Origin of the sequence: Halorubrum persicum, assembly GCF_002727125.1 — an archaeon.
Lineage (GTDB): Archaea > Halobacteriota > Halobacteria > Halobacteriales > Haloferacaceae > Halorubrum > Halorubrum persicum.
In genome coordinates this window covers 103,053-125,997 of the sequence record NZ_NHOA01000030.1, presented here as the reverse complement: position 1 = coordinate 125,997, position 22,945 = coordinate 103,053, and the positions used below count along the sequence as shown (strand labels likewise).

At 70.0% G+C, this 22,945-nt stretch carries 14 protein-coding genes; 1 reads left to right on the top strand and 13 read right to left on the bottom strand.

The annotated features are described in order from the left end of the window. Positions 1-3,058 precede the first annotated feature (3,058 nt). The 11 genes from DJ69_RS18780 to DJ69_RS04685 all read right to left on the bottom strand — a co-directional run bounded on the left by DJ69_RS18780 (position 3,059) and on the right by DJ69_RS04685 (position 21,018). Positions 3,059-5,341 (bottom strand): hypothetical protein, encoded by a 2,283-nt coding sequence (locus DJ69_RS18780; RefSeq protein ID WP_245851507.1) that lies wholly within the window; start codon positions 5,339-5,341, stop codon positions 3,059-3,061. Further along, positions 5,334-6,359: a hypothetical protein gene (locus DJ69_RS04730; protein WP_099254536.1), complete on the bottom strand. Its 1,026-nt coding sequence runs from the start codon at positions 6,357-6,359 to the stop codon at positions 5,334-5,336. Before DJ69_RS04730 ends, DJ69_RS18780 begins: the two co-directional genes overlap by 8 nt. Position 6,360: 1 nt before the next feature. After that, a complete protein-coding gene (locus DJ69_RS04725) occupies positions 6,361-9,300 on the bottom strand; it encodes a hypothetical protein (protein ID WP_144050385.1) in 2,940 nt (979 codons plus the stop codon). Positions 9,301-9,309: 9 nt separating this feature from the next. Continuing rightward, positions 9,310-10,539: an FtsZ/tubulin family protein gene (locus DJ69_RS04720; protein ID WP_099254534.1), complete on the bottom strand. Its 1,230-nt coding sequence runs from the start codon at positions 10,537-10,539 to the stop codon at positions 9,310-9,312. Between the two features lie 3 nt (positions 10,540-10,542). Beyond that, positions 10,543-12,639 carry a hypothetical protein gene (locus DJ69_RS04715; RefSeq protein WP_099254533.1) on the bottom strand — a complete coding sequence of 699 codons (2,097 nt, stop codon included), beginning with the start codon at positions 12,637-12,639 and terminating at the stop codon, positions 10,543-10,545. Beyond that, positions 12,636-13,652, bottom strand: a complete 1,017-nt coding sequence (locus tag DJ69_RS18235) for a hypothetical protein (protein WP_180271723.1) — start codon at positions 13,650-13,652, stop codon at positions 12,636-12,638. Before DJ69_RS18235 ends, DJ69_RS04715 begins: the two co-directional genes overlap by 4 nt. Beyond that, complete coding sequence (locus tag DJ69_RS04705; RefSeq protein WP_099254532.1) at positions 13,649-13,924, bottom strand: hypothetical protein; 276 nt, start codon at positions 13,922-13,924, stop codon at positions 13,649-13,651. The genes DJ69_RS18235 and DJ69_RS04705 overlap by 4 nt, the downstream gene beginning before the upstream one ends. Beyond that, complete coding sequence (locus DJ69_RS04700; RefSeq protein ID WP_099254531.1) at positions 13,921-15,204, bottom strand: FtsZ/tubulin family protein; 1,284 nt, start codon at positions 15,202-15,204, stop codon at positions 13,921-13,923. The genes DJ69_RS04705 and DJ69_RS04700 overlap by 4 nt, the downstream gene beginning before the upstream one ends. A 126-nt stretch (positions 15,205-15,330) precedes the next feature. Beyond that, the gene (locus DJ69_RS04695) at positions 15,331-17,352 is read right to left on the bottom strand and encodes a hypothetical protein (protein WP_099254530.1); all 2,022 of its coding nucleotides are present in this window, start codon (positions 17,350-17,352) and stop codon (positions 15,331-15,333) included. Between the two features lie 232 nt (positions 17,353-17,584). After that, on the bottom strand, positions 17,585-19,213 hold the full coding sequence (locus DJ69_RS04690) for an FtsZ/tubulin family protein (protein WP_099254529.1): 1,629 nt from the start codon (positions 19,211-19,213) through the stop codon (positions 17,585-17,587). A 113-nt stretch (positions 19,214-19,326) separates the two neighbouring features. After that, a complete protein-coding gene (locus DJ69_RS04685; RefSeq protein ID WP_099254528.1) occupies positions 19,327-21,018 on the bottom strand; it encodes a hypothetical protein in 1,692 nt (563 codons plus the stop codon). 102 nt (positions 21,019-21,120) lie between these two features. Here DJ69_RS04685 and DJ69_RS04680 point away from each other — a divergent pair, with 102 nt between their 5' ends. Beyond that, on the top strand, positions 21,121-21,714 hold the full coding sequence (locus tag DJ69_RS04680; protein ID WP_099254527.1) for a class I SAM-dependent methyltransferase: 594 nt from the start codon (positions 21,121-21,123) through the stop codon (positions 21,712-21,714). Between the two features lie 29 nt (positions 21,715-21,743). On the opposite strand, the gene DJ69_RS04675 is transcribed toward DJ69_RS04680, so the two are convergent. Together DJ69_RS04675 and sufU are read right to left on the bottom strand one after the other, a co-directional pair. Next, on the bottom strand, positions 21,744-22,433 hold the full coding sequence (locus DJ69_RS04675) for an Sjogren's syndrome/scleroderma autoantigen 1 family protein (protein WP_099254526.1): 690 nt from the start codon (positions 22,431-22,433) through the stop codon (positions 21,744-21,746). Between the two features lie 82 nt (positions 22,434-22,515). After that, the gene (gene sufU / locus DJ69_RS04670; RefSeq protein WP_099254525.1) at positions 22,516-22,938 is read right to left on the bottom strand and encodes a Fe-S cluster assembly sulfur transfer protein SufU; all 423 of its coding nucleotides are present in this window, start codon (positions 22,936-22,938) and stop codon (positions 22,516-22,518) included. Positions 22,939-22,945: the final 7 nt, after the last annotated feature.

The following is a 22,945-nucleotide window of genomic DNA, read 5'->3' as shown; positions in this document are numbered from 1 at the left end:
GGCCAGAGCGGCGAGGGACCGAGGGCGGAAGGCGACGCCGCCGGGGGGACCGAAGACACCGGACCCGTCACTGAGACCGCCGAGGCGGAGGTCGGGGGTGACGGCCGTGACTGACGGCTACCGGCAGGTCGGCTCCTTCGAGAGCGACGCCCCGTCCGCGGTCGGGGTCGGACGCGACGTGATCGCGTTCGGGCTCGGCGCCCGGANNTCCGGGCGAGAGCGGACCGCGATCGACCACGGCGAGCCGATCGTCGATCTGGCGGTGGCGGACCGCCTGCTCGTCCTCTCGCCGGAGACGCTGACGGCGTACTCGCTCGACGGAGACCGGGTTTGGAGCCACGACGCGATCGACGCGTACGCCGTGGCCGGCGCCGAGTCTCGAGAGTGCTGCGGCGTCCTCGACGCGGACACCCTCCGGTTCGTGGAGGTCGCGAGCGGCCGCGAGCGGTTCGCAGTCAGCCGGACCCGCCCGGGAACGCCCGACGACGCCTTCCTCGCGACGCCGACCGGCTTCGTGATCGCGACGTGGTCGTTCCTCACCGCGGTCGACGGCGACGGCGAGGTCACGTTCGACCGCGATCTCTCGGCGGTCGTTCGGAGCGTCGGCGCCTGCGACGGGACCGTGGTCGCGGCGCTCCAGAGCGACCGGCTCGTCGGGCTCGACCGCGGGAGCGGCGAGGACAGCTGGCGCACGGAGCTGGACGCCCGACAGGTCGCGCCGGTGGGGGACGGGTCGGTGCTGGTCAGCGCGGCCGACGGCGTGCTCGACGTGGGGCCGGACGGGGCGACGGAGACGGTCCCAGACCTCCCGACCGGCGACGTGTACGCGACCGGCGACGGCGCGGTCGTCTGCTCGGTGCGCGACGGAACGATCGCGACGTACGTCCCCGACCGGGATCGGGTCGACGTGGCGCTACTCACCGACTCGGTCGGGGTCGGGGGGACGGTCGACGTCGAGGTGTCGAACCCGACCGAACAGGAGCGGACGGTCGATCTCGCGCTCGACGTGGACGGCTGCTCGCTCTCGCCCGCCGAGCGGACCGTGACGGTCGCCGGTGAGGGCTCCGAGGTCACCGACTTCCCAGTCGCGTCGGTGCGCCGGGAGGGGCGCGCGGACGCGACGGTCGCGGTCGACGGCAACGAAGCCGGACGCGGGACCGTCGAGGTCGAAGACGCGGCGAGCGGCGGGCTCGCAGTCGAGACGGCCCTCCACACGGCGCGGATCGACGACGGGGTCGCCGAGATCGGGGTGACGGTCGAGAACGTCGGGGGCGTCCCCCTCGACGCGGTCCGGCTGTTGGAGGCCGGCACCGAGGCGGCCGGCGTCGCCCCCGGAGACACGTGGGAGGGGACGGTCACTCGGCCGTACGAGCCCGACACCCGGGTGTCGGTCGGGCTCGAAGTGACGCGCGGCGACCGCCGTCGGGAGTACGCCCCCACGTGTACGCTCCCGTCGCGGCCGACGATCGACGCGGCGGTGGAGCGCGACGCACTGCGGGCGACCGTTTCGGTCGCCGACGGCGTTCCGGTCGAAGACCGGCTCGTGGTGGAGATGCCGGGGGCCGGGCGCGTGCGGTCACCGGTGACGATCGACAGCGACGAACTGCTGCTCCTCGTCCCCCAGTACGAGTCGGGGGTGGCCCGGATCGCGCTCGACGCGCTTGACGCCGAGGAGCGCGTCCGCGTCCCCGGGAACGGAACGTTCACGACACCCTCGTCGACCGGGGGGCGCGACCGCGACCGGTCGCGGTCGTCTCGCGATCGCGGCTCGGAGCGGAGCCGGACGGACGAATCAGAGGAGAGCCAGAGCCGGACGGACGAAGCGGCGAAAAGTCGGAGCCGGTCGAGCGAAGCGACGAGCGGCCGAGACGAGGCGGCGTCAGGGCCCGCGTCGACGGGAACCCCCGCCGTGGATCGAGCGGAACCGTCGGCCGAGGCTCCGACGGAGGGGCACTCCGCGAGCCGATCCGAAGGCGGACCGTCCCTGTCGGTGACGCGACACGCTCCGGACCGCGCGCCCGGGATCGGCCACGCGGTCCGCGATCGGATCGTGGTCGAGAACGAGGGGGAGTCGACCGACTCGGTCGAAGTCGCCCTCGACGACGGTGAGCGCCTCTCGCTCGGCCGCCTCGACCGCGGCGAGACCGCGTCGATCGACCGATTCGTCGCCGCGGGCGAGGACAGCGAACTCGCCCTCCAGTCGGTCGCGGTCGAGGCGAACGGAACGGTCGTCGGCGAGGTCGACGCCCGGCGGCTCCCGGTGAGCGACGACGCGGTCGGCGTGGTAGCGACGGTCGATCCGGCCGACGGCGCGCTCACGGCCGCGGTCGAGAACGGCACCGACCGAGCGTGTCGCGTGACCGGCGTCGACCCCGGACCGGACGGCGGTCGGGCGCCGCTCTCGACCGCGGTCGACGCCGGCGCGAGCGCGACCGTCTCGGCGACGGTCGCAGAGCGCCCGGCCCCCGGCGACGCCGTCCCCGTCTCGTTCTGGGTCGAGTCCGACGGCGAGGAGCGTCGGATCGACGTGTTGGCGGCGGCCGACGGGGACGCGCCGGCAGCCGGTGGAGAGCCGGCGCTAACTCCGGGGATCAGCCCGGACACTCACGTCGCGGGCGAGTACAGCTCGGTCGTGCTCGCGTTCGAGAACGACGGCGACGAACCGCTGACGGACGTTTCGGTGGTCGCCGACGGCGACCCGATCGACTCGATGTTCTACTCGCCCGCCCGTCGGGATCGCGTCGCTCCCGGCGGTCGGATCGAACACTACGTCGACCTCGAGTCGGGGTACGCCGAGCCGAGCTTCGAGGTCACCGTCTCGTACGCGGTCGACGGGACCGAGCGGGAGTACGCCGCCCGCGCCGCCGGTCCGGCCGGAGAGGACGAGTCCGCGTGGACCGACGATCTCCTCGCCGCGTGGTCGCTCGATCGGATCGACGCGGCGACCGCGTCGCCCGAGGTCCCCTCCCGACTCTCGACGCCGCTGCGGAGCGAGGACTGAGAGCGCCGCCGACCGCGGTCGTCCGTCTCAAAAAAGTCGCCGTCGCGGTTTCCGGACCTACACGAGGAAGTCGCCGCTGACCGACTCCCGCGTGTCGCGGACGTACCAGAACATCCGCCTCGCGGTTCGGAGAGTCAGTCCGACCGCGACGAGCGCGTAGACACCTATCGCGCCGAAAAGCGAGTATCGGGCGATCCCGAGCGCCGTGGTCCGCGACTCGTGCTCGGCCCTCACCTCCTCGGCGCGCGTGGTCTCGCCCGCGCTCTCGAACGCGTCGATCGCCTCCTGATAGGTGGCGTCGATCGACGCCGTCCCCGCCACGAACGCGTCGTAGTTCGCCGGGTTCAACAGGAGCGGCTGGCCGAGGACGACGACGAACTGCTCGTCTTCCATCCGGCTCCACGTGCTCTCCGCCTCCTGTACCGCCTGTTCGCCGGCCGAGACGGAGTCGGAGTAGCTGCTGAACGCCTCCTCCGCGTCGCTTTCGAGCTGGTTCGCGCGCTCTTCGTCGCCTTGCAGGAGCGCGATCCGCGCGAGCTGGCGCTGCGTGGTCGCCTCCTCGATCAGCGACATCTCGCCCGATTCGAGCCGGTCCTCGTAGTACGCCTGCTGTTCTTGGATGAGCCGATCGAGGTCGCCCTCCGCGTCCGACTGAGCGGTGTTCGCGAGTCCGCGGAGCTCCTCGTTTTCGATCCGATCGGCCTGGAGCCCCATCGTGTTGTACGCGGCGGCCGCCCGGATGATCGCGGACTGCGCTTGGGCGTTCTCGCCGTTCTCCAGGTGGCCGTCAGCCTCCGCGACCGCCTCGGAATACAGCGTTACCGCCTCGCCGAAGGTCAGCACGGTGGAGATCTCCTGGTTCGCGCTCGCTCCGCTCCGGAGACGCTCGTCCATCCGGTCGACGAGTTCGAGGGTACTGTCGGCGACGGCCGTGTCGTACCCGGAGAGATCGTTTCGGATCGGTTCGAGGTCGAGCGGGACCGGCGAGGCCGTGACCTCGATGGTGGCGTCGTCGCTGTCGCCGTCGACGTTATACACCCATTCGTAGCTCTCTCCGAGCTCTGCGCTGGTATCGAACTCCAGCGAGAACGTGGCGTCAGCGCTGCCGCCCGCGCTCACCGAGCTCGGTGCACTCTGGAGCGTGAGCCACTCCTCCGGGCCGTCGGTGAGCGTCGTGTCGACATCGTTGACGTCGTTGTAGCCGAGCTCCTCGCTGACCGTCACGGTCCGGCCGTTGGCCTCGCCGATCGCCACGTCACCGATATCGGCGTTGTCGGCGACGAGGCGCGTCTCGTGGACGATATCGAAGCTTCCGTCGAGGCTCGCGTCGTCGCCGTCGAACCCGGGCGTGTCCACGGTCGCGGAGATGTCGTACGACCCTTCCGGGAGGTCCCGGTCGGCGGTGACGCGGAGGGACGCGTCCTCGGTCGACTGCCCGTCGATCTCGTTCGGCGTGCTCGAGGCCGTCACGGAGACACCCGCGTTGGGCGAGGACGCAGAGACGCTGCCGACCTCGATCGGGGTGTCCCCGTCGTTGGGGATCTCCAGATCGATCGTCCGGGTCAGCGTGTCGCCCCCGTCGCGCGGCTCGTCGAACGTGAACTCGTCGTCGCCGAGCTCCAGCTCACCGAAGTAGCCGGGGTAGATGGCGCGGGCCTCGACGTCGACCTCGCGGGTCGCGTCTGGGTACCGCGAGTCCGACAGCTCGACGGTCCACTCGAGGTCCTCGTGTTGCGGCGCGTCCGAGTCCGGGGTCACCGTCCAGTCGACGGTCCCGCTGCTGCCGCTGACGGAGGCGCCGCCGGAGAAGTCGAGATCCGCGTCCTGATCGCCGCTCACTTCGGTGATCTCGACCCCGTTGAGCGACCCGCCGCCGCTGACTTCCTCGACCGTGACCTCGCCCGAGGCGGTTTGCCCGACGAGCACGTCGCCGAGGTCGAGCGGCTCGTCCTCGAAGCCGGCGAGCGGCGGGGTGTTGACCGTCAGGTAGAACTCGAACGGCTCGCCGTTGACGTTCCCGGAGACGGTGCCACTCTCGGCGTCGAACCCGGCGGTGATGTCGAGCGGGACGTCGGTGGTCGTCCCCGGTGCGAGGTACGTGTCCGCGCCCGAGACCGAGACGCCGGACGGCTCGCTCGTGATCGTCACGTCGGCGTTCGTCCCGTTCTGGCCGCTGTTGGTCACCTGAATGTCGTGGCTGTCCGTCTGGCCGTCCGTCTGGACATTCATCGTGTAGTCGCTCGCCTGCACGTCCGAGACGTTGGCCGCGCCGACCGCGGGCGCCGCGAGCAGGCCGAGGACGACCGCCACCACGAGGGCGGCGGAGCGCCGCTTAGACATCGCCGTCACCTCCCGAGACGATCGACCCGATCTGGGCCATCTCGTAGGTCCGCCGCCAGAGGAAGATCCGGCCGAGCACCACCGTGCCGATCAGCCCGACGACGAGCCCGTAGCCGACGAGTATCGAGGCGGAGGCGACCCCGAGTGAAAGCCGAGCGTCGCCCACGTCGTCCGCGAGCGCGCTCAGTTCGGCTGTGCGCTCGTCGAGGCCGTTCTCGGTCGCGTCTGCCTCTGCCGACCGCACCTCCGAGAGCACTTCCTGAGAGGACTGATAGCGCCCGAACGTCTGGACCGGGTTGGCGCTGCCGCCGATCGCCCCGGCGACGGTACCGCAGTCGAGACACTGATCGAGGAAGGTGCCGGCGGTGGTCTCCGCGTCGTCCATCCGCTCCACCGCGGCGTTGTACTCGGCCGAGAGCTGTTCGGCCTGCAGGTTGAACTCCGCGGCCTCGTTCGGGCGGTTCGCCCGTTCGTACGCGGTCGCGGTCATCGAGAGCAACTCGATCCGGTCCGGCGTCCGCTCGGCCGCCGATGCCCGATCGCGGAGGCCGTCGCCGAGGCTCGCGTAAAAGCGGGTCACCGCGAGGTCCGCGAGCGTCGCTTGGGTCTCCTCGTAGGACTCCAGCTCGTCGATCGCGGCCTCGGCGTCCTCGGCCGCCGCGAGACTCGCTTCGTACTCGCCGGCGCCGGCGCGGTCGTACGCCTGCTCGAACGCCACCATCGTGTCGAGCACCGCGTCGAACTCGGCGCGGTCGTCGTCGTCGAGCGTCCCCACCTCCTGCGCGCGGGAGACGGCGAACGTCCGGATCGTTTCGAACTCCTCGTACTCCTGATACGCCTCGGTCCCCTCCATCGAGCGGAACGTCTCGAAGTACTCGTTCGCGGTCTCCGGCTCCTCCTGTGCGGCCGCCGTCCCGGCGCCCCCCGCCGCGATCGACGCGAGGACGAGCAGGCCGGCGAGCGCGCAGGCGACCACCGTCCGAGTCGTCCGCGTGCGTGTTGTGCGTGTTTCGGTCATGTCAGAACACCGTTCGTGTGAGCCGCTCGCGGAGGGCGTCGTGCTCGAACAGCTCCTCGACCGCGTCGAGCAGCAGCAGGGACGTGTAGCCGATCGCGACCGCCTCGGGACCGCGGTCGGCCTCGCGCGTCAGCTCCCACGCGCGCTGTTGCATCTCTCTGGCCGGCGCGATCTCCGAGAGCTCGCCGCGCCGGTCCTCGATGAGGCCGTCGACCGCCTCGTAGCGCTGCTTCACCTCGCGGCGCTGCGCGCCCGAATCGGCTTCGAGCCGGTCGAGCAGCTCCGCGAGGTCGAAGGTCCCGCTCCACCGGACATCCGCGTCGGGCATGTCGGCGCAGGCGGCGAACAGGTCGACGTTCCGCTTCGTCGTCATCGCCTCGGCGATCGCGTCCGTCGTCCGCTCGGCCGCCGCGAGGATCCCGTCGACCGCGTCGCCGGGATCGGCCTCGCGGCCGACGAACTCGTGGCCGGCGTCGGGCACCGACTCGGCGACATCGAGCATCGACTCGACGACTGAGGCGTAGTAGCGCGGAATCGTCCCGTCGCGGCCGCCGCCCTCAGAGACCGACCGAACGTCGCGTCGGATGCGGTCGATCCGGTCCCGACGGTCGGCGTCGAGCCGCCACGTGAACCGGGCGTCGACCTCCGCCCGCGCGGTTCCGGACTCGCGCACGGTGACCGTCGTCTCCGTTTTCTCGTACCCGTCTCCGTCCGCGAGCGTGGTCTCGACCCGGTACTGGCCGATCGGCAGCGTCCGCTCCTCGAGCGTTCCGTCGGCGTTGGTGGAGACCGTCTCGACCTCGAAGCGGTCGGAGAGGAACTCGTCGTCGGGGACGATCCGGATCGGAACCGCTCCGACCGCCGTCCCGTCGACCGTGGCCGACCCGCGGAGGCGTCCGGTCCGGCGGTCGAGTTCGACGGTCGGGCTCGCGTTCTGCCGGAACCGGACCCGTTCCGTGGCGTCGGCGTACCGGTCGTGGGACACCTCGATCTCCGCGTCGGTCGCGTCCTCCGGCGGGTCAAGCGTGACCGCGCCGTTCCGGTCAGTCGTTCCCGAAATGCCGGCTTCGCCACTGATCGTCGCGTCGGCGACGGGCTCGCCGTCGACCGCGTCGACCACGGTGAGCGTCGCCTCAACCGGGATCGTCAGGGTCGCCGCCGGATCGTTCGCGTCGACCGTCTCGACGTTCGAGCGCGCGGAGCCGTGGCGCGCGTACACCTCCCAGGTCCCGGTGCCGGGCAGCTGGATCGTCTCGCGGCCGCCGCGCACGGACACCGGGTCGTACCGGTCCCGTCCGTCGGGCTTCCGGTAGTGGACGCTGACATCGCCGCGGAAGAGGTCGGAGCCGTCGGTGACGGTCACCTTGGCGGCGAACGGGCCGGACGCGGCGACGACTCCGGGTTTCCGCGAGGCCACCACCGTCGGTACCACCGGGGTCACGGCGGCACCGATCACGACCCCGACGAGCCCGACCCACTGGAGCGCCGTTCCAAGGATGGTGATTGGCGCCAGCGCATGAACCGCGAGGAGTGCGAGGAGTGCTAACGCGAGTCCCACCCCCCCGAGTATGAGCTTCGACACGATGTCGGGAACGTCGTTTTGGACCTGGGAGATGATCCCGCCGAGCCCGAGCCCGACGACGATCGGAACCAGGAGCACGGCGAGGATCGGGAGGATGCCGCCGATCGCTCCGACGGAGCCGGCGGCTGCGCTGCCGCTACCGCCGCCCGATTCGATCGACGCGGCCACGTCGCCGGCGGCGGTCGACAGCAGCAGCGTCTTCGCGCCGCTCAGGTCGGTCTCCTCGGGAGTCAAACGCCCCTCACTGCCGATTTTACTCTCGATATTGGCGTACGTCGAACCGCCTTCGTCGCCGGCTCCGACGACGGCGCCGTCGACGGAGAGTCCCGCGAGCGATCGGTCGAAGCGGAGCGCGCCGTCGTCCGAGAGTTCGGCGTCGACTTCGGGCGGTCCGGAGTAGGCGATCGGGTCGTCGTCGGTGTAGTTGGCGAGCGTGGTCCCGTCGGCGGTCGACACGCGGATCGCGGTGTCGTTCGCCGACAGTCTCGACAGTTCGAGGTAGCCTTCGTCGGTCTCCGCGGCGGTGGCGGTGTAGCGAGCGTCCTCGCCGACGGTGCTCGCGTCCACCGTGTACGTCTCGCCAGAGGCGAACAGCGGGTGCCAGAGCGCGAGTCCGTCTCCCCGCGAGCGCAGTTCGGGTTCGATCTCCGGTTCGTCGATCACCCGACCGGCGCTCGACAGCACCCGGAGGTCGAGCGTCTCCCGCGAGTCGCCGACCTCGGAGAGCAGCTCGTCGCGGTCAACGGTGAGTTGTTCTCCGTCTCCGTGAACAGTCCCCGTCACGTTCGCGGTCTCGCTGCCGTCGACGTCGATGTCGACCGTGTCTCCGTCGGGCACGCCGACGGTGCCGGCGGCGTCGAGGGGGACGTAAAGCGTATCACTCGCGTTTTCGGCCTCTCCTTCGCCGATCCACGCCGGGCGGTCGTCCGCGAACGCGACCGCGTGAAGGGGAACCGACGTGCCGTTCGTCAGCTGCACGGCCGTGGCGTTGTCGCCGCTCGGATCGACGGTGACGGTCACCGTCGCGTCCCGCAGGTCGGTGCCGTTGACGGATCCCGACGCGGGATCCGTCACGTCGATTCGGACCGTGTTACCGTCGCTCCGCGTCGCGTTGGCTTCGTAGCTGATCTCGGGGTCGGCCGGGTCGGTCACCGCGACGGTGACCGTCTCCGGATCCTCGACCTCCGAGACGTTGACGACGAGGTCGGTTCCGTCGCGTTCGAGCGTATCGTCGGCCGAGGCGACGCCCGGCGCGAACCCGACCGCGACGAGGCCGACGAGGACCAGCGAGACGGCCACGATGGCGGCTCGCCGGGACGATTCGGACGCTGCGCCGGCCGGTGATTCGTGTGGGCTCATCTCGCTGGATCACTCCGCATTCTTGTCGACGTACGCTTCGAGGTTGTCGACGATTCGGTCGAGTTGTGCTTGCGTCAGCTCGCCGCCGGTCCCGCCGCCGGTCCCGGCGAGGCTGTCCCCGAGCATCTCGAACTCGTCCCACGAGTGGTCGAGCAGCGGGTTCAGGTCGAACCCGCCCAACAGGAGGAGCACGTCGACGTCGCTACCGCGCCCCCGTTTCGGGGTGAGGCTTGCCTGTCCGGCCACGTTGATGTCGTGTTTGGTGGTCCAGTCGCGGAACGCGCCGTACACCTCGGGCTCGCTGATCTCGTCGTCGTCGATCATGCTCTCCGGGGCCCGGACGATGGCGTACGCGGCGGTCGTCGTGCCAACGTCCATCGGCACGTACGTGTTCTCCGCGGCCTGATCGAGCATGTACTCGAGCTCGTACACCTGTCCGTTCATCTCGGTCGCGACGGCCGGCGTGAAGTGGTACGCGTCCATCTGCGAGGGGATGGTCACGTAGTCTTTCACGTCGATGACGCTGCGGGTCTCGCGACCGGCGCCGATCATCAGGTCGATGGCCGTGATGATCGCGTCGTTGATCGAGTCGTAGTGTCGCCCGTTCCCGTTCTCCTCGTCGTCGAGCTGGGAGTTCGAGGCGAGCAACACCATGTCCGCGTTCTGCGTGTCGTCCGCGGTCCGAAGCAGCCGCGAGAGCCCGCACACCGCGTTGAAGTGCCGCTGCGGCTGCTCGTAGTAGTAGGGCCACACGCCGAACGCGGTGTGGATCACGCTGTCCATCCAGTCCTCCGTCGCGCCGGCGTCTTCGAGGTCGGCGAGTCCGGTCTTGAACTGCTCTATCGTGTACGGGATCGACCCGTTTCCGGTGCCGCCGCCGAGCGTCGCGACGTGCATGAACGCGTCCGAGGTCCCGAAGTCCTTGATCCGGGACACGATGCGGTCGAGGTCCTCCCGCGCGCACGCCTCACCGTTCGGGAAGAAGTTCCCCGCGCCCTGCTGCGAGCCGAACTCCAGCGCGTGCGACTCCATCGTCTCCTCTTCGCCGCGCTCGTCCTGGAGGGTCCCGCGCATCCGGTCGATCGTGTTCCGGAGGTCGGCCCGGTTCGTGTTCATCACCAGCACCCGGTCGTCGATCCCAGGGTTCTCCGCCCGGTCGAAGAACTGCGACGCGATGCGGCCGCCGCCCTCTCCCGACGCGATAACGCTCCATCTCGTAAACGTGTCCGTTTGTGCCATTGGTCAGTGTTCGTTGATCTCGAGTCCCGTTTCGGTTATCGTCACGCTGTGCTCGCCGTCGATCCCACCGACCACGTCCCGGACCACGGAGTCCGGGACCGGCGCCGAGAGGAAGTTCCGTCGCAGATCGGCGAAGCTCACCCGGTCGCCCGGGTCGACGTTGTACCGCAGAACGTTGGTCACTTCGCGTTCGATCTGATCGTCGTCGTACACGACGACGTCGCCGTCGCTCCGACAGATACCGTGGCCCGCCTCGTCGCTCCAGACGGCGAGCAGGCAGGCCGCGTGGGTGTCTTGCACGGGGAGGTCCATCTCCGTCGACACGTACCCCTCCTCGGCGAACGACGACTCGAGTCGGGACCGCATGTCCGGCAGGACCTCCGTCATGTCGACGTCGACGTCGGCGCAGAGCTGTTCGCGCAGCTCCCGTTCGCGGAACTCCACGGACACCGACGCGTCGCCGTCGACCCGCACGTCGCGCTCGATCGCGCCGAACGCGTCGTCGCCCGGGTCCGCCGAGAGCTCGTGGGTGCCCGCCGGAACGTTTTCGAACGCCGCCGTTCCGGCGACCCGCGTCTCCACGGTGACGGCCTCAGAGTAGCCACCGCCGTCGAGCTCGACCGTCGCCGTGCGCGGGCGTTCGCTGCCGTGTTCGTACGCCACCTCCACGGTGAGGTCGTGCGTTTCCACGTCGCCGCGCCGGAGTGCGGGGACGCTCGGGTCGAACTCCAACCCCTCGTTCCGTCGATAGTAGAGCCCGAGGAACTGGTCCGCGTGCCGCATCGGGAGGTCGTCGCCGACGACCTCGCCGCGCTCCGCCAGCGCCGTCTCGATCGTCTCCGAGACGTCGTCGTACGCGTCGACGACCGCGGCCTTGGTGCTCGCCGTCTCGACGGCGTCACGCAGGTCGGTCGCCGCGGCCTCCCACCGCTCCGTGAACAGCTCGAGGTCGTCGATCGCTTCGAGTTCGGCCGCGAAGCGCTCGTCGACCGCGTCCGGCTCGGTGTAGTACCCCGGCGGGAGGTCGGCCGCCCGCAGCGTCTCGGCGTGGTCGGCGAGGCGGCGCTCCATCGTTCGGATCATGTCGAGGCAGACCCGCCGGAGGTCGGAGCGGTGGCGGCTCGCCTCGGAGAGGTCGAGCGCCGAGTCGAGGTCGGACACCGCCGCGTCGATGCGGTCGACCTCGTCGATCGAGCTCGCCTCGACGTGCGCGTCGACGTCGGCCCGGTCGACCGCGTCGACGAGGTCGCGGATGGCGTCCAGCTCCTCGTTGAACGAGCCGGAAAACTCGTCGCGGAGCCGGTCGCGCGCCTCGAGCACGGACTCGACGGCCGACTCGAACTCCACGCGGTCCAGCGCCGCCTCGGCGTCTTCGAGGTCCGCTTCGATCGCGCCGCCGTCGTCCGCGCGGTGCCCGCCGCGCCGCATCTCGCGGACGGTCTCGATCGCCTCCTCGATCGTCCCGCGCGTCGCCTCGCGCGAGCTGTCGAGCACGTCGCGGCACTCGGCGACGGACGCGTTCGAATCGGGCGCCGAGAACGACTCGCTCGGCTCCGCGAGGTCGACCTCCGCCAGTCGGTCGAGCACGCGCTCGCGCCGGGAGAGGTCGCCGGCGACGAACTCCCGGAACGACGACTCGACCTCGTCCTCGAGCCGCTGTGTCTCGTTCGAGAGGCGTTCGAACTCCTGGAGGTCGGCCGACTTGACGCCCGCTCCGAGGTCGAACGCACCGGTCTCCCGATCGACGGTGACGCCCTGCGTCTCGAAGTCACCGACCGCGGACTCGACCTGCGCGTCGATCCCCGGGTCCCAGTCGGGGTAGGCGGTCCGGAGCGTCTGCCGCTGCCGGAGGAGCGCCTGGAACTCCTCGGCCGTCGACCGGGCGCGGGTGCGGACGAACTCCTGTTCGCTCGTCCCGCTGCGAGTGATCACGCCCCGGACGTACAGCCCGATTCCGAGGACGACGAACAGCGGGATCCCGATGAGGACGAACCAGGTCGCCGCCTGCGAGCCGGACCAGATGAAGATGCCCGCGCCGATCGCCGCGGCCAGCACGACGAGCGCACCGATCCCGAGCGCGGTCCGTCGGTTCGCGTTCATGCGATCACCCGGAGGAGGGGATCGATCCCGATCATCACGGCGAGGATCGCCGCGCCGCCGACGGCGGCGACGATCCCGATCAGGATCGGGAGCAGCGCCGTCTTCCGGTCGTAGCTCACGTCGCGGCTCAGCTTCATCTTCTCTTTGACGCGGCGCGCGGCGATCAGCGGGACCGCCGCGCCGGCGACGAGGCCGAGCGCCACGCCGGCGCCCAGCGACCCGAGCACCGAGAGCCGCACCGTCGAGCGGGGGCCGTCGGCCGTCGCCTCGACGGCTTCGGTGTACGCGGTCGCCGCCGCCGTCACGTTCGAGTCGGTGCGTTCGTACTCCTCGTCGGCCGCCGCTGCGGCCGCGACGGTGCCCGCCGCGGTCCCGTTCTCACCGGCCGATCTGAGACGGCCCAGTAGGTCCGTCCGTGTCTCCGTCATCGTCTTGTACTCCTCCCGCAGCGAGTATACCGTTTCGTTCGCGTCATCGAGGCTGACCTCGTCGGCCTCGAGGCCGCTGGTCGTTTCGTTCAGCGCCGTCGTCGCGTTCTCGGTTTCGTCTACGGCGCTGCGGTACTGGCTGTCGTCGACCCCGTCGACGGCCGTGGGGCCGGTACCGCTCGACTCGGCCACGGTGACGACCAGCCGGTCCTCGAACGTCGGCTGGTCTCCGTCCGCGAAGTGGTCGGCGAAGTCGACGGTCTCCGTCTCGCCGGTGATCGTGACGGTGTAAGTGTGACCGTCGCGCTCGCCGACCTCGTACCCGGTGCCGTCGGAGAGCCAGTCGCGGTCGGCCGGCTCACCGAACGAGCAGTAGCCGACGGTCAGCGTCGATCCGGGATGGAGCGTCACCTCGTCGGTGTAAACCGTGTCGCCGGCGCCGCCGACGATGGCGCTCCGGTTCTCCCCGACCCCTTCGCAGTAGTCGCCCGTGCCGGCGGCGGCCGCCCCGTTGACGGCGACGAGGGAGAGAAGGCCGACGCAGAGCAGCGACGCCAGCAACAGGCGTTCCGCTCGGCCCGTCATTCGAGCCGCCCCCCGATCTGCTTGCTCTGGTACCAGTACGTGGCACCGCTCGCGACCACCGCGCCGATGCCCAACCCGATCAGCGCGCCGCCGGCCGCGAGGTACGGCACCTCCCCGGCGAGCGAGGCGGCGGCCGTCGCCGTCGCCGTCGCCTCGATCGCCGACCGAACGGTCGCGCTCCCGTCACCGACGACGACGCCGACGGAGCCGACCAGCACGGCTGCCGCGACGAAGGCGATCCTCGCGAGCCGCGGTCTCGCCGTCCGAGTCATGCGAACAGTTCCTCCGTCTCCTGTTCGTAGGCGTCGGCCGCGGCCTCGATCTCGTCGAGGCGGTCGAGGTCCTCGCGGCGGTACGTGAGCAGCGTCACGACCGATGCGAGGTTGCGACCGCTGAGCGCGACGCCGATGTTGACCTCGCTGAGCCGACAGCTCCGTTCGAGGTACTCCTTGATCGTCCCGGTCTCGACGCTGTGTGAACCCGGACCGATGTTCGCGCTTGGCGCGCGGACCAGCGCGATCGCCTTCTGGGCGTCGTTCGGGTCGGCCTTCGCGAGCGACTGTTTCGACGCCGAGAGCCGCGCGAGCGCCGCGCTGTCGATGTCGCGGCGCCCGACGAACGGCAACAGATACCCCGACAGCGACCGCGTCATCGTCACCGATCGCCCGATCGCGCCGTAGCCCGGTCTGGACTCCTCCCCGGCGACGCCGAACGACAGCGACGTGACGATGTCGCGAACGTCGATGTCGGGTGTGTCGACGCCGTCGACCTCGCTGGCGTCGACATTGCTCAGCATCGGGCCGACGACGATGTCGTGGAACGCGGCGGCGACGTACTCGTTGTACTCGCCGAACTCGCCGCCCGCCGAGTCGAGGTACGAGATCCGCTGGTTGTCGACGAGGACGATTCCGTCGACCTCGTCTTCGAGGCGGTCGAGCCCGTACCGGGCGTTCCACGCCTGACGGCCCGCGCTGACCTCGCCGTCCGTCTGGTCGTCCTCGACCCCGCCGCGGGTGTTCGGGAGGACGGTCACCGCGACGACCTTGGTCCGGTCGTCGGTGAACTCCTTGATACCGCGGGCGATGTGCGGGCTGATCCCGCACCCGGTGCCGCCGCCGAGCCCGACGAACAGGAACGCGAACTGGATCGCGTCGGTGTCGGTCGCCGCCACCTCCTCCTCGTCGGCCGCGGCGGCGGCCCCCCGCCCCCCGAACTTCGATTCGAGGGTCGTCTGGAGCTCGTCGGCGTGGTCCGCCATCACCTCGTCGGCGTCGACGGGGTTCCGTCCGAAGCCGCCTGTTACCATCTCCTCGAAGCCGGGCTCGGTCCCTTGGACGAGCCCGTGCTGCTGTGCGACCCCGTACTGGTCTTCCGCGGGGACGTTCGAGAGGTTCTGTAAGTCCCGCATCGTCGAGTTGAACACCAGCGGCCGACCCAGCGTCGAGATGTCCGTGGACTCGAACAGGCCGAGCATGGAGTCGTCCGTGTACTCGAAGATCGCGTCGACGATCGCTCCCCCCGCTTGCCCCGCGCCGATAAACAGATACGTCATTTAGCTGGTGGTTCCTTGGTACGCCTGCTCGGGAAAATAGTTATCGAACAGTACATGTCTCTACGACAGATATTACTGGAACATCGGATTATAAAGATGGTGGACGTACCAGTACACGGACAGGCGTCAGCCGCGCAGCCGACGAAGCATCACGCTGTACTCGTTGCGCTCGTATAGCTCCTCGACGTGGTCGAGGAGGTCGCTCGCTGCGGCGAGCTGGCCGGCCGCCTGATGCGGCTGTTCGTTCCCCATGCGCCGCGCCCGGTCACAGAGCGTGTCGGCGAGGTCGAGGAAGTGCTTCGGGATGGTGTGGTTGTGGTCGGCGCGCACCGAGACGTACTCGTCGTTGACCGACGCGATCCGGTCTTCGATGTCGCGCGCCCGTCGAGCGACATCGACGCTCTCCGAGGAGCCGTCGGACCGCGAGAGTCGGGGGACGAGCGTCCGGTCGTAGAAGGTGCACTCCTGATAGATGGCGTACAGCTGCACGTCGTCGACCCCCTCGCCGACCATCGCCTCCAGCTCGCGGACGCGATCCGCGAGGTGCCGGTACACCGTCCCCTCCTCGCGTTCGAGTTCGCTGTCGAGCGAGTCGAGCCGGCGGCGGACGTCGCTCGTCCCGATATCCGCCACCGCCGCGCGGAGCTCGGCGTACTCGTCGATGGTTTCGACGGTCGATTCGAGGGCCGCGGAGAGCTCGTCGTCCGCCCAGTCGGAGCCGCCGAGCGCCGCGAGCAGCTCCCGTGACTGCGCCGTCTGCGGCCGGAGCGTGTGCTCGACCTCGTCGACGATCGGAGCGAGCTCCCCTCCGGGGGTGTCGAAGACGATATCGCCGTCTTCGAGCGCGTCGGCAAGTTCCACCAAGCGGTCGTCAGTGTCCGTCGTTCGGAACGAGAGCGCGTCCGTCCGAGCGGCCTCTTGACAGACGCTCCCGGCCGCCCCCTCGATCCGGTCGTAGCGCTGTTGGTACCGGTCCAGTTCGGCTTCGAGCTCTTCGATCTCCTTCCGGTGCTCCCGGGCGTGGTCCGTACCGGAGTCCGCCTCGGACTTCGCCTGCGAGAGGTCGCCTTCGAGCGTCAGTATCCGATCGAGCGCCGATTCGACGCCCTCGGCGAGCGGCCCGTCCTGGCGGCCGACCGAGCGCTGCGCCGACTCGACCCGCCGCTCGTCCGGCGAGCGACCGAGGTCCTCGACGGCGTCTGTGACGGCACCGGCGCGCTCCAGCCGCTCGATCACGTCGGCGAGGACTTCTTCGAGCCGCTCCTCGTCGGGCGAGCCGTCGGACAAGGCGCGACACAGCTCGGCGGCCAGCGGATCGCTCGGTCGGGTCCGCGAGGCCATCTCGTCGGCGACCGTCGTCACCGGGTGGACGGCCGACGTATCCGTACCCTCGCCGGAGGCCGAATCGCCGCTCGGATCGGTATCAGCGTCGGTCTCGGTGTCTTGCGCCGCGGGGGACGCGGTGGACGACTGCGTCGCCCGATCGGACGCGCCGGACGCGCGTCCGGGATCGTCGCGGCGGTCCCGGCGACGGCTCTTGGGGTTCTTGATCTCGCGGACGCGCTGGCGCACTTCCGAGACGACCTCGTCGACGGTGTCCGTCGCGGCCGAGCTGATCCGGGTCGATCCCCCGCCGGAGGTCTTGATCTCGAGCTCGGTGAACGTGCCGTCTTGATGCGACTGCACGCCGGTTACCTGATCGTAGTATATCTCCTTGTTGGTCCCGCCGCCGACGCCCGACCGGGACTTCATGTCGTACTCCGCGCCCTCGTTGAGGTTGATCGAGGTCTCACTGACGACGATAGTCGTGTTGTAGTAGGTGTCGGACGCTTTGACTAACAGGGGAGAGCTCCCGGAGTTGTACGTGAGGTTGTACAGCTTCGCCTCGTCGAGGTCGATCCCCCGCTTCGCGTTGCGTTCGGATTCGCCGATGAACTTCTGGACGAACGACCGGTAGTTGGCGTTGATCTCGCGGACGCCCCAGTACCACGTGATTATCCCCGCAAAAATCCCGAGAACGAAGAGCAGTCCCGGCTGATCCACGCCCGCTCCGATCAGCGTAAACACGATCGTGACGCCGATGGTGACGGCCCAGGGAGACCACCCGATCTTCCACCGGACGTTGTTGACGCTACCGTCGTCTGTCATGAACAGTACATGCCCTCACGCCGTGATTAATCTTCTGGACTGATAGGTTACCGCTCCGAGCAGTTCCCGACTCTCCGGGGCGGACGCCGCCTTCCTGTCAGCGGGTCGATCCGCGGATCGAGACCGCCGACCGGGAACATCGCCAGAATCCGACACGCGGAAGCGACGCAGCGCGGCCCGCGGCGGGGGACCCGATCTCACGGAGCGATCGGAGCGGGAGAGGCGAGGCGGTTCAGGCCATGTTCTCGCGGCCGAGACACGAGAACAGCGCCTCGACCTCGTCCCACACCTCACGGACGTTTTCGGCCTGTTCGCTGTTCCCCTCCTGTTTGAGCGTCAGCGCGTGGTCGTACATGGCCTCGATCGACGGCATCTCGGGGTTCCACAGCGTCCCCCACAGGTACACGTCGTCGAGGTACGGCGTCACGAGCTGTTTGATGTGGATGTCCACCGACTCGATCCCGGTCGAACGGCCGGCGTCGAGGAACTCCTCGTCGCCGATGATGCTCGCGAGGGTGCCGTCGCCGATCAGCTCCGAGACCTCCCGCATCTTCCCCTCGGGACCGTACATGAGGAAGGTCCCGCCCCACGCGGTCGTCGGGTCGAACTCGGCGAGCTTGTTCTGGAACAGCGCGTTCCGGACGAGCAGCTCCAGCTTCGACTCGTCGAACGTGTTCGCTCGCGAGCGACCGAGCACCGGCGCGAGCACCACCGCGGGCGAGAAGTCCCGGTCGGGGTCGCGCTGGTACTTGTCCTGGACCGGGCGGAAGCTGTCGGCCGGATCGAACACGTCGCCTTTGATCGACATCGTCGCGTCCCGGTCGAGGAACTGCGGCACCGACGACATCGTGAACGCCTCCAGAAAGGCCACGAGCGGCTTGTTCACCTCGACGTACTGCGGGGGGTTGTACTCGCCGAGCCGGTCGATCCGGGGGCGAATGTCGGCGCCCACGTCCTCCAGCCGCTTGTTGTCGAACGGGACGATCGCGTCGACGGTCCGGGAGGTGCGGGCCAACCCGACGACGCCGTTCACCTTCGCGCGGCCGCCGAACTCCGAGTACTGGGTCCCCTCCGAGGGGATCACGACGCTGCTGAACAGCGGCTTCGAGACGATCCCGTCGTCGAGCACCTTCTCGCGGAGCTTCTCGGCGAGGACGGGAGTCGCGCCACAGCCCGTCCCCTTGGTGACGCTGTGGACGAACATCACGGCCTGCGAGTCCCGGAGCCGCTCGCCCTTGAGGTCCCATCGCTCCCGGAAGGGGTCGGCGTCGTCGGCGAAGTCGGCCTCGATCAGGTCGCGTCCGAGGTCCCACCGGTAGCCGGCGCCGGCGTAGTCGTGTTCGCCGAAGCCGATGATGCAGTTCGGGAGGAGGTCGTTGCGGCTGTACCCCTTCTCCTCTTGGGCGTAGTAGGTCTGTTCGAGCTCGCTGACGTTGGTGTTCAACAGCCCGTACCCCGCTAACCCGCCCTGCCAGATCCGAGCGCGACGCTCGTTGTTCTCCTCCAGCGTCGCGCGTCGGAGCAGAATCGCGTCGAGGATGTTGTTGCCCGCGCCCCCGACGCCGACGAGGTACCACTTCTTCCCGTACGCGTCGTCCATCAGGTCGTCGCTCGGCGTCTCGGCCCCCGAGGGCGCCGGCGTCGCCGCCCGACCGAACTCGTCGGTGTCGGCCGGGTCGGCCGGGTCGTCCTGACCGTCGGCGGCCGGGCCGCCCTCGGACAGCGCCGCCTCCTTGAGGTCCGGATACACCTGCTCGACCGATGCGGGCTCGTCCGCGTGGGCCCGGGACAGGTGTTCGACTAGCGACCCGCCCGCCCACTTGTTCGAGCGCTGCATACAGATCTTACAGATGTCGGTCATGTTCGGATACGGTAGTGGGGGTGACGGAGCTACATAAAACATTACGGACGCGGCCGGTCGCGCCCGATGTCGTTTTCGGAGCCTGACAGAAGTTCGTCAGCGTTCCCCGCCGCCTACCCGCCGTGTCGTTCCGTGAACCGCTCCCGGAGCGCGTCGAGGCCGGCGGACGCGGTGGTCCCCTCGCTGAACTCGACCTCGAAGAAGCCGGGCGGCGCGTTCTCCTGAAGCGTCACCGACGCCACGAGGTCCGTCTGTCGGCGGCAGAACGTCGCCAGCGGTTCGAGCACCTCACGGCGTGCCACGGCGTCGGGGAGCAGTTCGGTCTGGTACTCGACGGCGCCGGCCCCGCCGCGACCGTCGAGCTCCCGAAGCACGAAGAGGATCTCGTCCGCGACCGCGTCCGGCGTGAGCTGCTCGCGACCACCGCCTTCCTCCCGTCCCGATCCGGCCGTCGAACAGGCCGACTGCGAGGGACTGCCGGCCTCACGCCCGGGGTCGGACCCGTCGGCGCCGGGGGGCGATCCCTCTCCGCCGGCGGACCGAGCGGAGTCGCGCGCTCCGGCCCGCGACGACTCGCCGCCGGTGACGACGAGCTCGTCGCCGTCGAGCTCGACGTCGACGGCGTACTGCCGTTCGAGGATCGGCGCGAGATCGGCGACGAACGCGTCGTCCACGCCCTCCGGGATCCCGACACGACCGCTCCCGTGGTCGATCGTTCCGGTGACCCCGCCGAGGAAGTCGACCGCCATCAACAGGTCGTCGCCGGCCCGCTCGGCGTTGCGGATCACCCGGTCGGCGTCGTCGAACGCGCAGGCGTGAAGCGTCCGGTCCGCGTTGTCGATCCGGCGCTCGATGTCGCGGACCCCCGGGAGCGCCTCGTGGCGGCCGTCGACGACGAACTCCCGCACTCGGTCGGCGAGGGCACCGTCGAAGCGTCCGGTCATCTCTCGGACATCCTCGAGCGAACGCTCCGCCTCGCGTCGCGTCTCGAGGTACGACTCCTCGCGGCGCCGGATGTGCGACTCGATATCGCCGCAGTGGTCGTGGACCACCGCGGCCGTTCGAGCGGCCTCGTGGATGTCCCAGTCGGCGAGCGCGTCGCGGACGGCCCCCTCCAGATCCGCCACGTGAACCGTCTCTCCCCCGGGCGGAACCGTCAGTTCGCGGAACCGACCCGGCAGGTTCACCACGTCGTAGGTCCCGCCCAGCGGCGAGGTCACGGTCGGGTCGAACACTCCCCCGTCGACCGCGTCCTCGACCGACTGCCGGAGGTCACGCTCCATCGCGTCGACCGCGCTGGGCGCCGCGTTCCGATCGGTCGGGAGCCGGTCACGGACCTGCGAGACCGCGTCCGGCACGACCGGTTCGAGCCGGTCCAGGGTCCGATCGCCGATCCGGTCGTCGAACGCCGATCTCGTGTCGCCGGCGTCCGATCGGTCCGCCCCCTCACCGTCCGACGCGGTCGCGCTGCTCGTTCCGGGGCCCGCCCCCCCGTTCCCGTCCGCGGTGGCCCCGGCGCCGCCCGCGGAGCCGCCGCCGGTCGGAGACGCCGAAGCGCCGCTGGATCTGTCGGTGGTCCGGCGGCGGTACACGGCCAACGCTCCGACCGCGACGGCGAGAAGCACCGCGGCGCCGGCGGCGGCGAGCAGGGTCGACCCGGAGCCGCCGGTGACGCCGACGACGCTTCCGGCGGGTTCGACACTTCGGACGGCGTCGGAGGGGACCGCAGTCGCGCCCGGTTCGGAAGCCAGCTCGGTCCGCTCGGCGATCGCCGACCGGACTCCCTCGAAGCGGTCCACGTCCATACGAGCCATGTGTAGCTGACTGGGCTAAAGACCTGTCGCCCGCGCGAGAGGACCGCCGGGAGCGATCCGAGCCGCTAACTGCGCCGAGCGTCACGCCCGGGTATGGATCGCTTCCGGAACACGGGACAGCCGGACTGGGACTGGTGGGGTCGAGTGTGGCCGACGCCGGGCGCCACCCTCGATCGGCTCGGGCTCGCGCCCGGCGACCGCGTCGTCGAGATCGGCAGCGGAAACGGCTACTTCGCGCTGCCCGCGGCGCGGATCGCCGACCCGGCGACGGTGTACGCCGTCGATGTCGACGAGTCGCTGCTGGCCGAGCTCGACGCGCTCGCGGCCGAACAGGGGATCGACACCGTCAGCACCGTCAAGGGGGACGCGCGAGCGCTCCCGGAACTGCTCCCCGAACCCGCAGACTTCGCGCTGCTCGCGAACGCGTTCCACGGTATCGAAGACCAATCCGCGTTCGTGGAGGGTGTCGCCGCCGCGCTCGCCGTCGACGGCCGGTTCGCCGTCGTAAACTGGCACGACCGACCGCGTGAGGGGACGACGATCGGCGGCGAGCCTCGGGGGCCGCCCATCGACCTGCGCCTCCCGCCGGAGGCGACCCGCCGAGCCGTCGAGGACGCGAGCGATCTGCGTCTCGCAGAAGCGATCGAGCTCCCGCCGTACCACTACGGGCTGGTCTTCGAGCGCTGAGGTCGTCTTCGAGCGCCGCGGTGTCGCCGTCAGTCCAACGCCGCCAGCGCCTCCGCCGCCTCGCGGGCCGCCTGCAGGTTGTCGCGGGCGCGTCGCGGGTCATCCGTCTCCTCGGCCGCGCGGGCGAACCGGGCCAGCGTCCGCGTCAGCGACGCCCGAGCGTCGGCGACGGTTTCCGATGCGGCGGGCTCGGCCCGTGGGGTCGGCGTCGACCCTCCCGATCGCTCGGCGTGCGACGAGGGCGAGGCCGAGGGCGCGCCGGAGGCGGGAGCGCTCTCCGCCGGAGGGGACGTGGCGCTCGGATCCGTCGCCTGCCGGCTTCCGTTCGAGGGGGGCGACTGCCCCTCCGCCGCGGACGGAGAGGCGGCCGGGGCGTCCGCCTGCGGTTGGACTCCGTCCCCGTCCGCGGTTTTCGCCTCCTCTCGGGGGGGCCGTCCCGCCGTTTGAGCCGCGGTCTCCGCGGTTCCCGTCTCGTCGCTTCCCGTCTCGTCACTTCCCGTCTCGTCGCCCGAGCCGGTCGCCTGACACGTCGGACAGAACTCCTGTCCGTCGTGCCGGAAGATGGGGTCGCCACAGTCGTCGCAGTGGCGGTTCGTCATCGTCGCGCCCTGTAACAGCAGCTCGGACATCCGTTGGGTGTGCTCGCGCTTCTGTTCGTCCTCCGCGAACTTCTCGCGGAGCTTCTCGCGTTCGGCCTCTTTGTCGAACCCGTCGCTCATACGCGGACGAACGTGACTCACGAGCAAAAGTCCGGTGGGCTCGGGACGGTGCGGGGACGCCGGGAGAGACCGGGGAGCGAGGCTACTCCTCTGTCTTCGTGCGGTCGTCGGGGTCGAGCTCACCGCGGTAGATCTTCGAGCCGTCCTGCGCGACCTGCCGCCCGAGCACCGCGCATTTCACGCGCATCGGAGAGATGTCGACGCCGAGCATCTCGGTGATGTCGTCGGTGTCGAGGTCGTCGAGCTCCTCGATCGACATGCCGTGGAGGCGCTCGGAGAGCATGCTCGCCGAGGCCATCGAGATGGCGCAGCCGTCGCCGGTGAACCGCACCGCGTCGATCGTCTCGCCGGCGTCGTCGAGGGCGACCTGCATCCGGATCGTGTCGCCACAGGAGGGGTTCTCGCCGACGTGGGTGAAGTCGGGGTCCTCGAGCTCCCCGTAGTTGCGCGGGTTCTTGTAGTGGTCGAGGATCTGCTGCCGGTACATGTCCGAGCCCAGTCCCATATCGGTC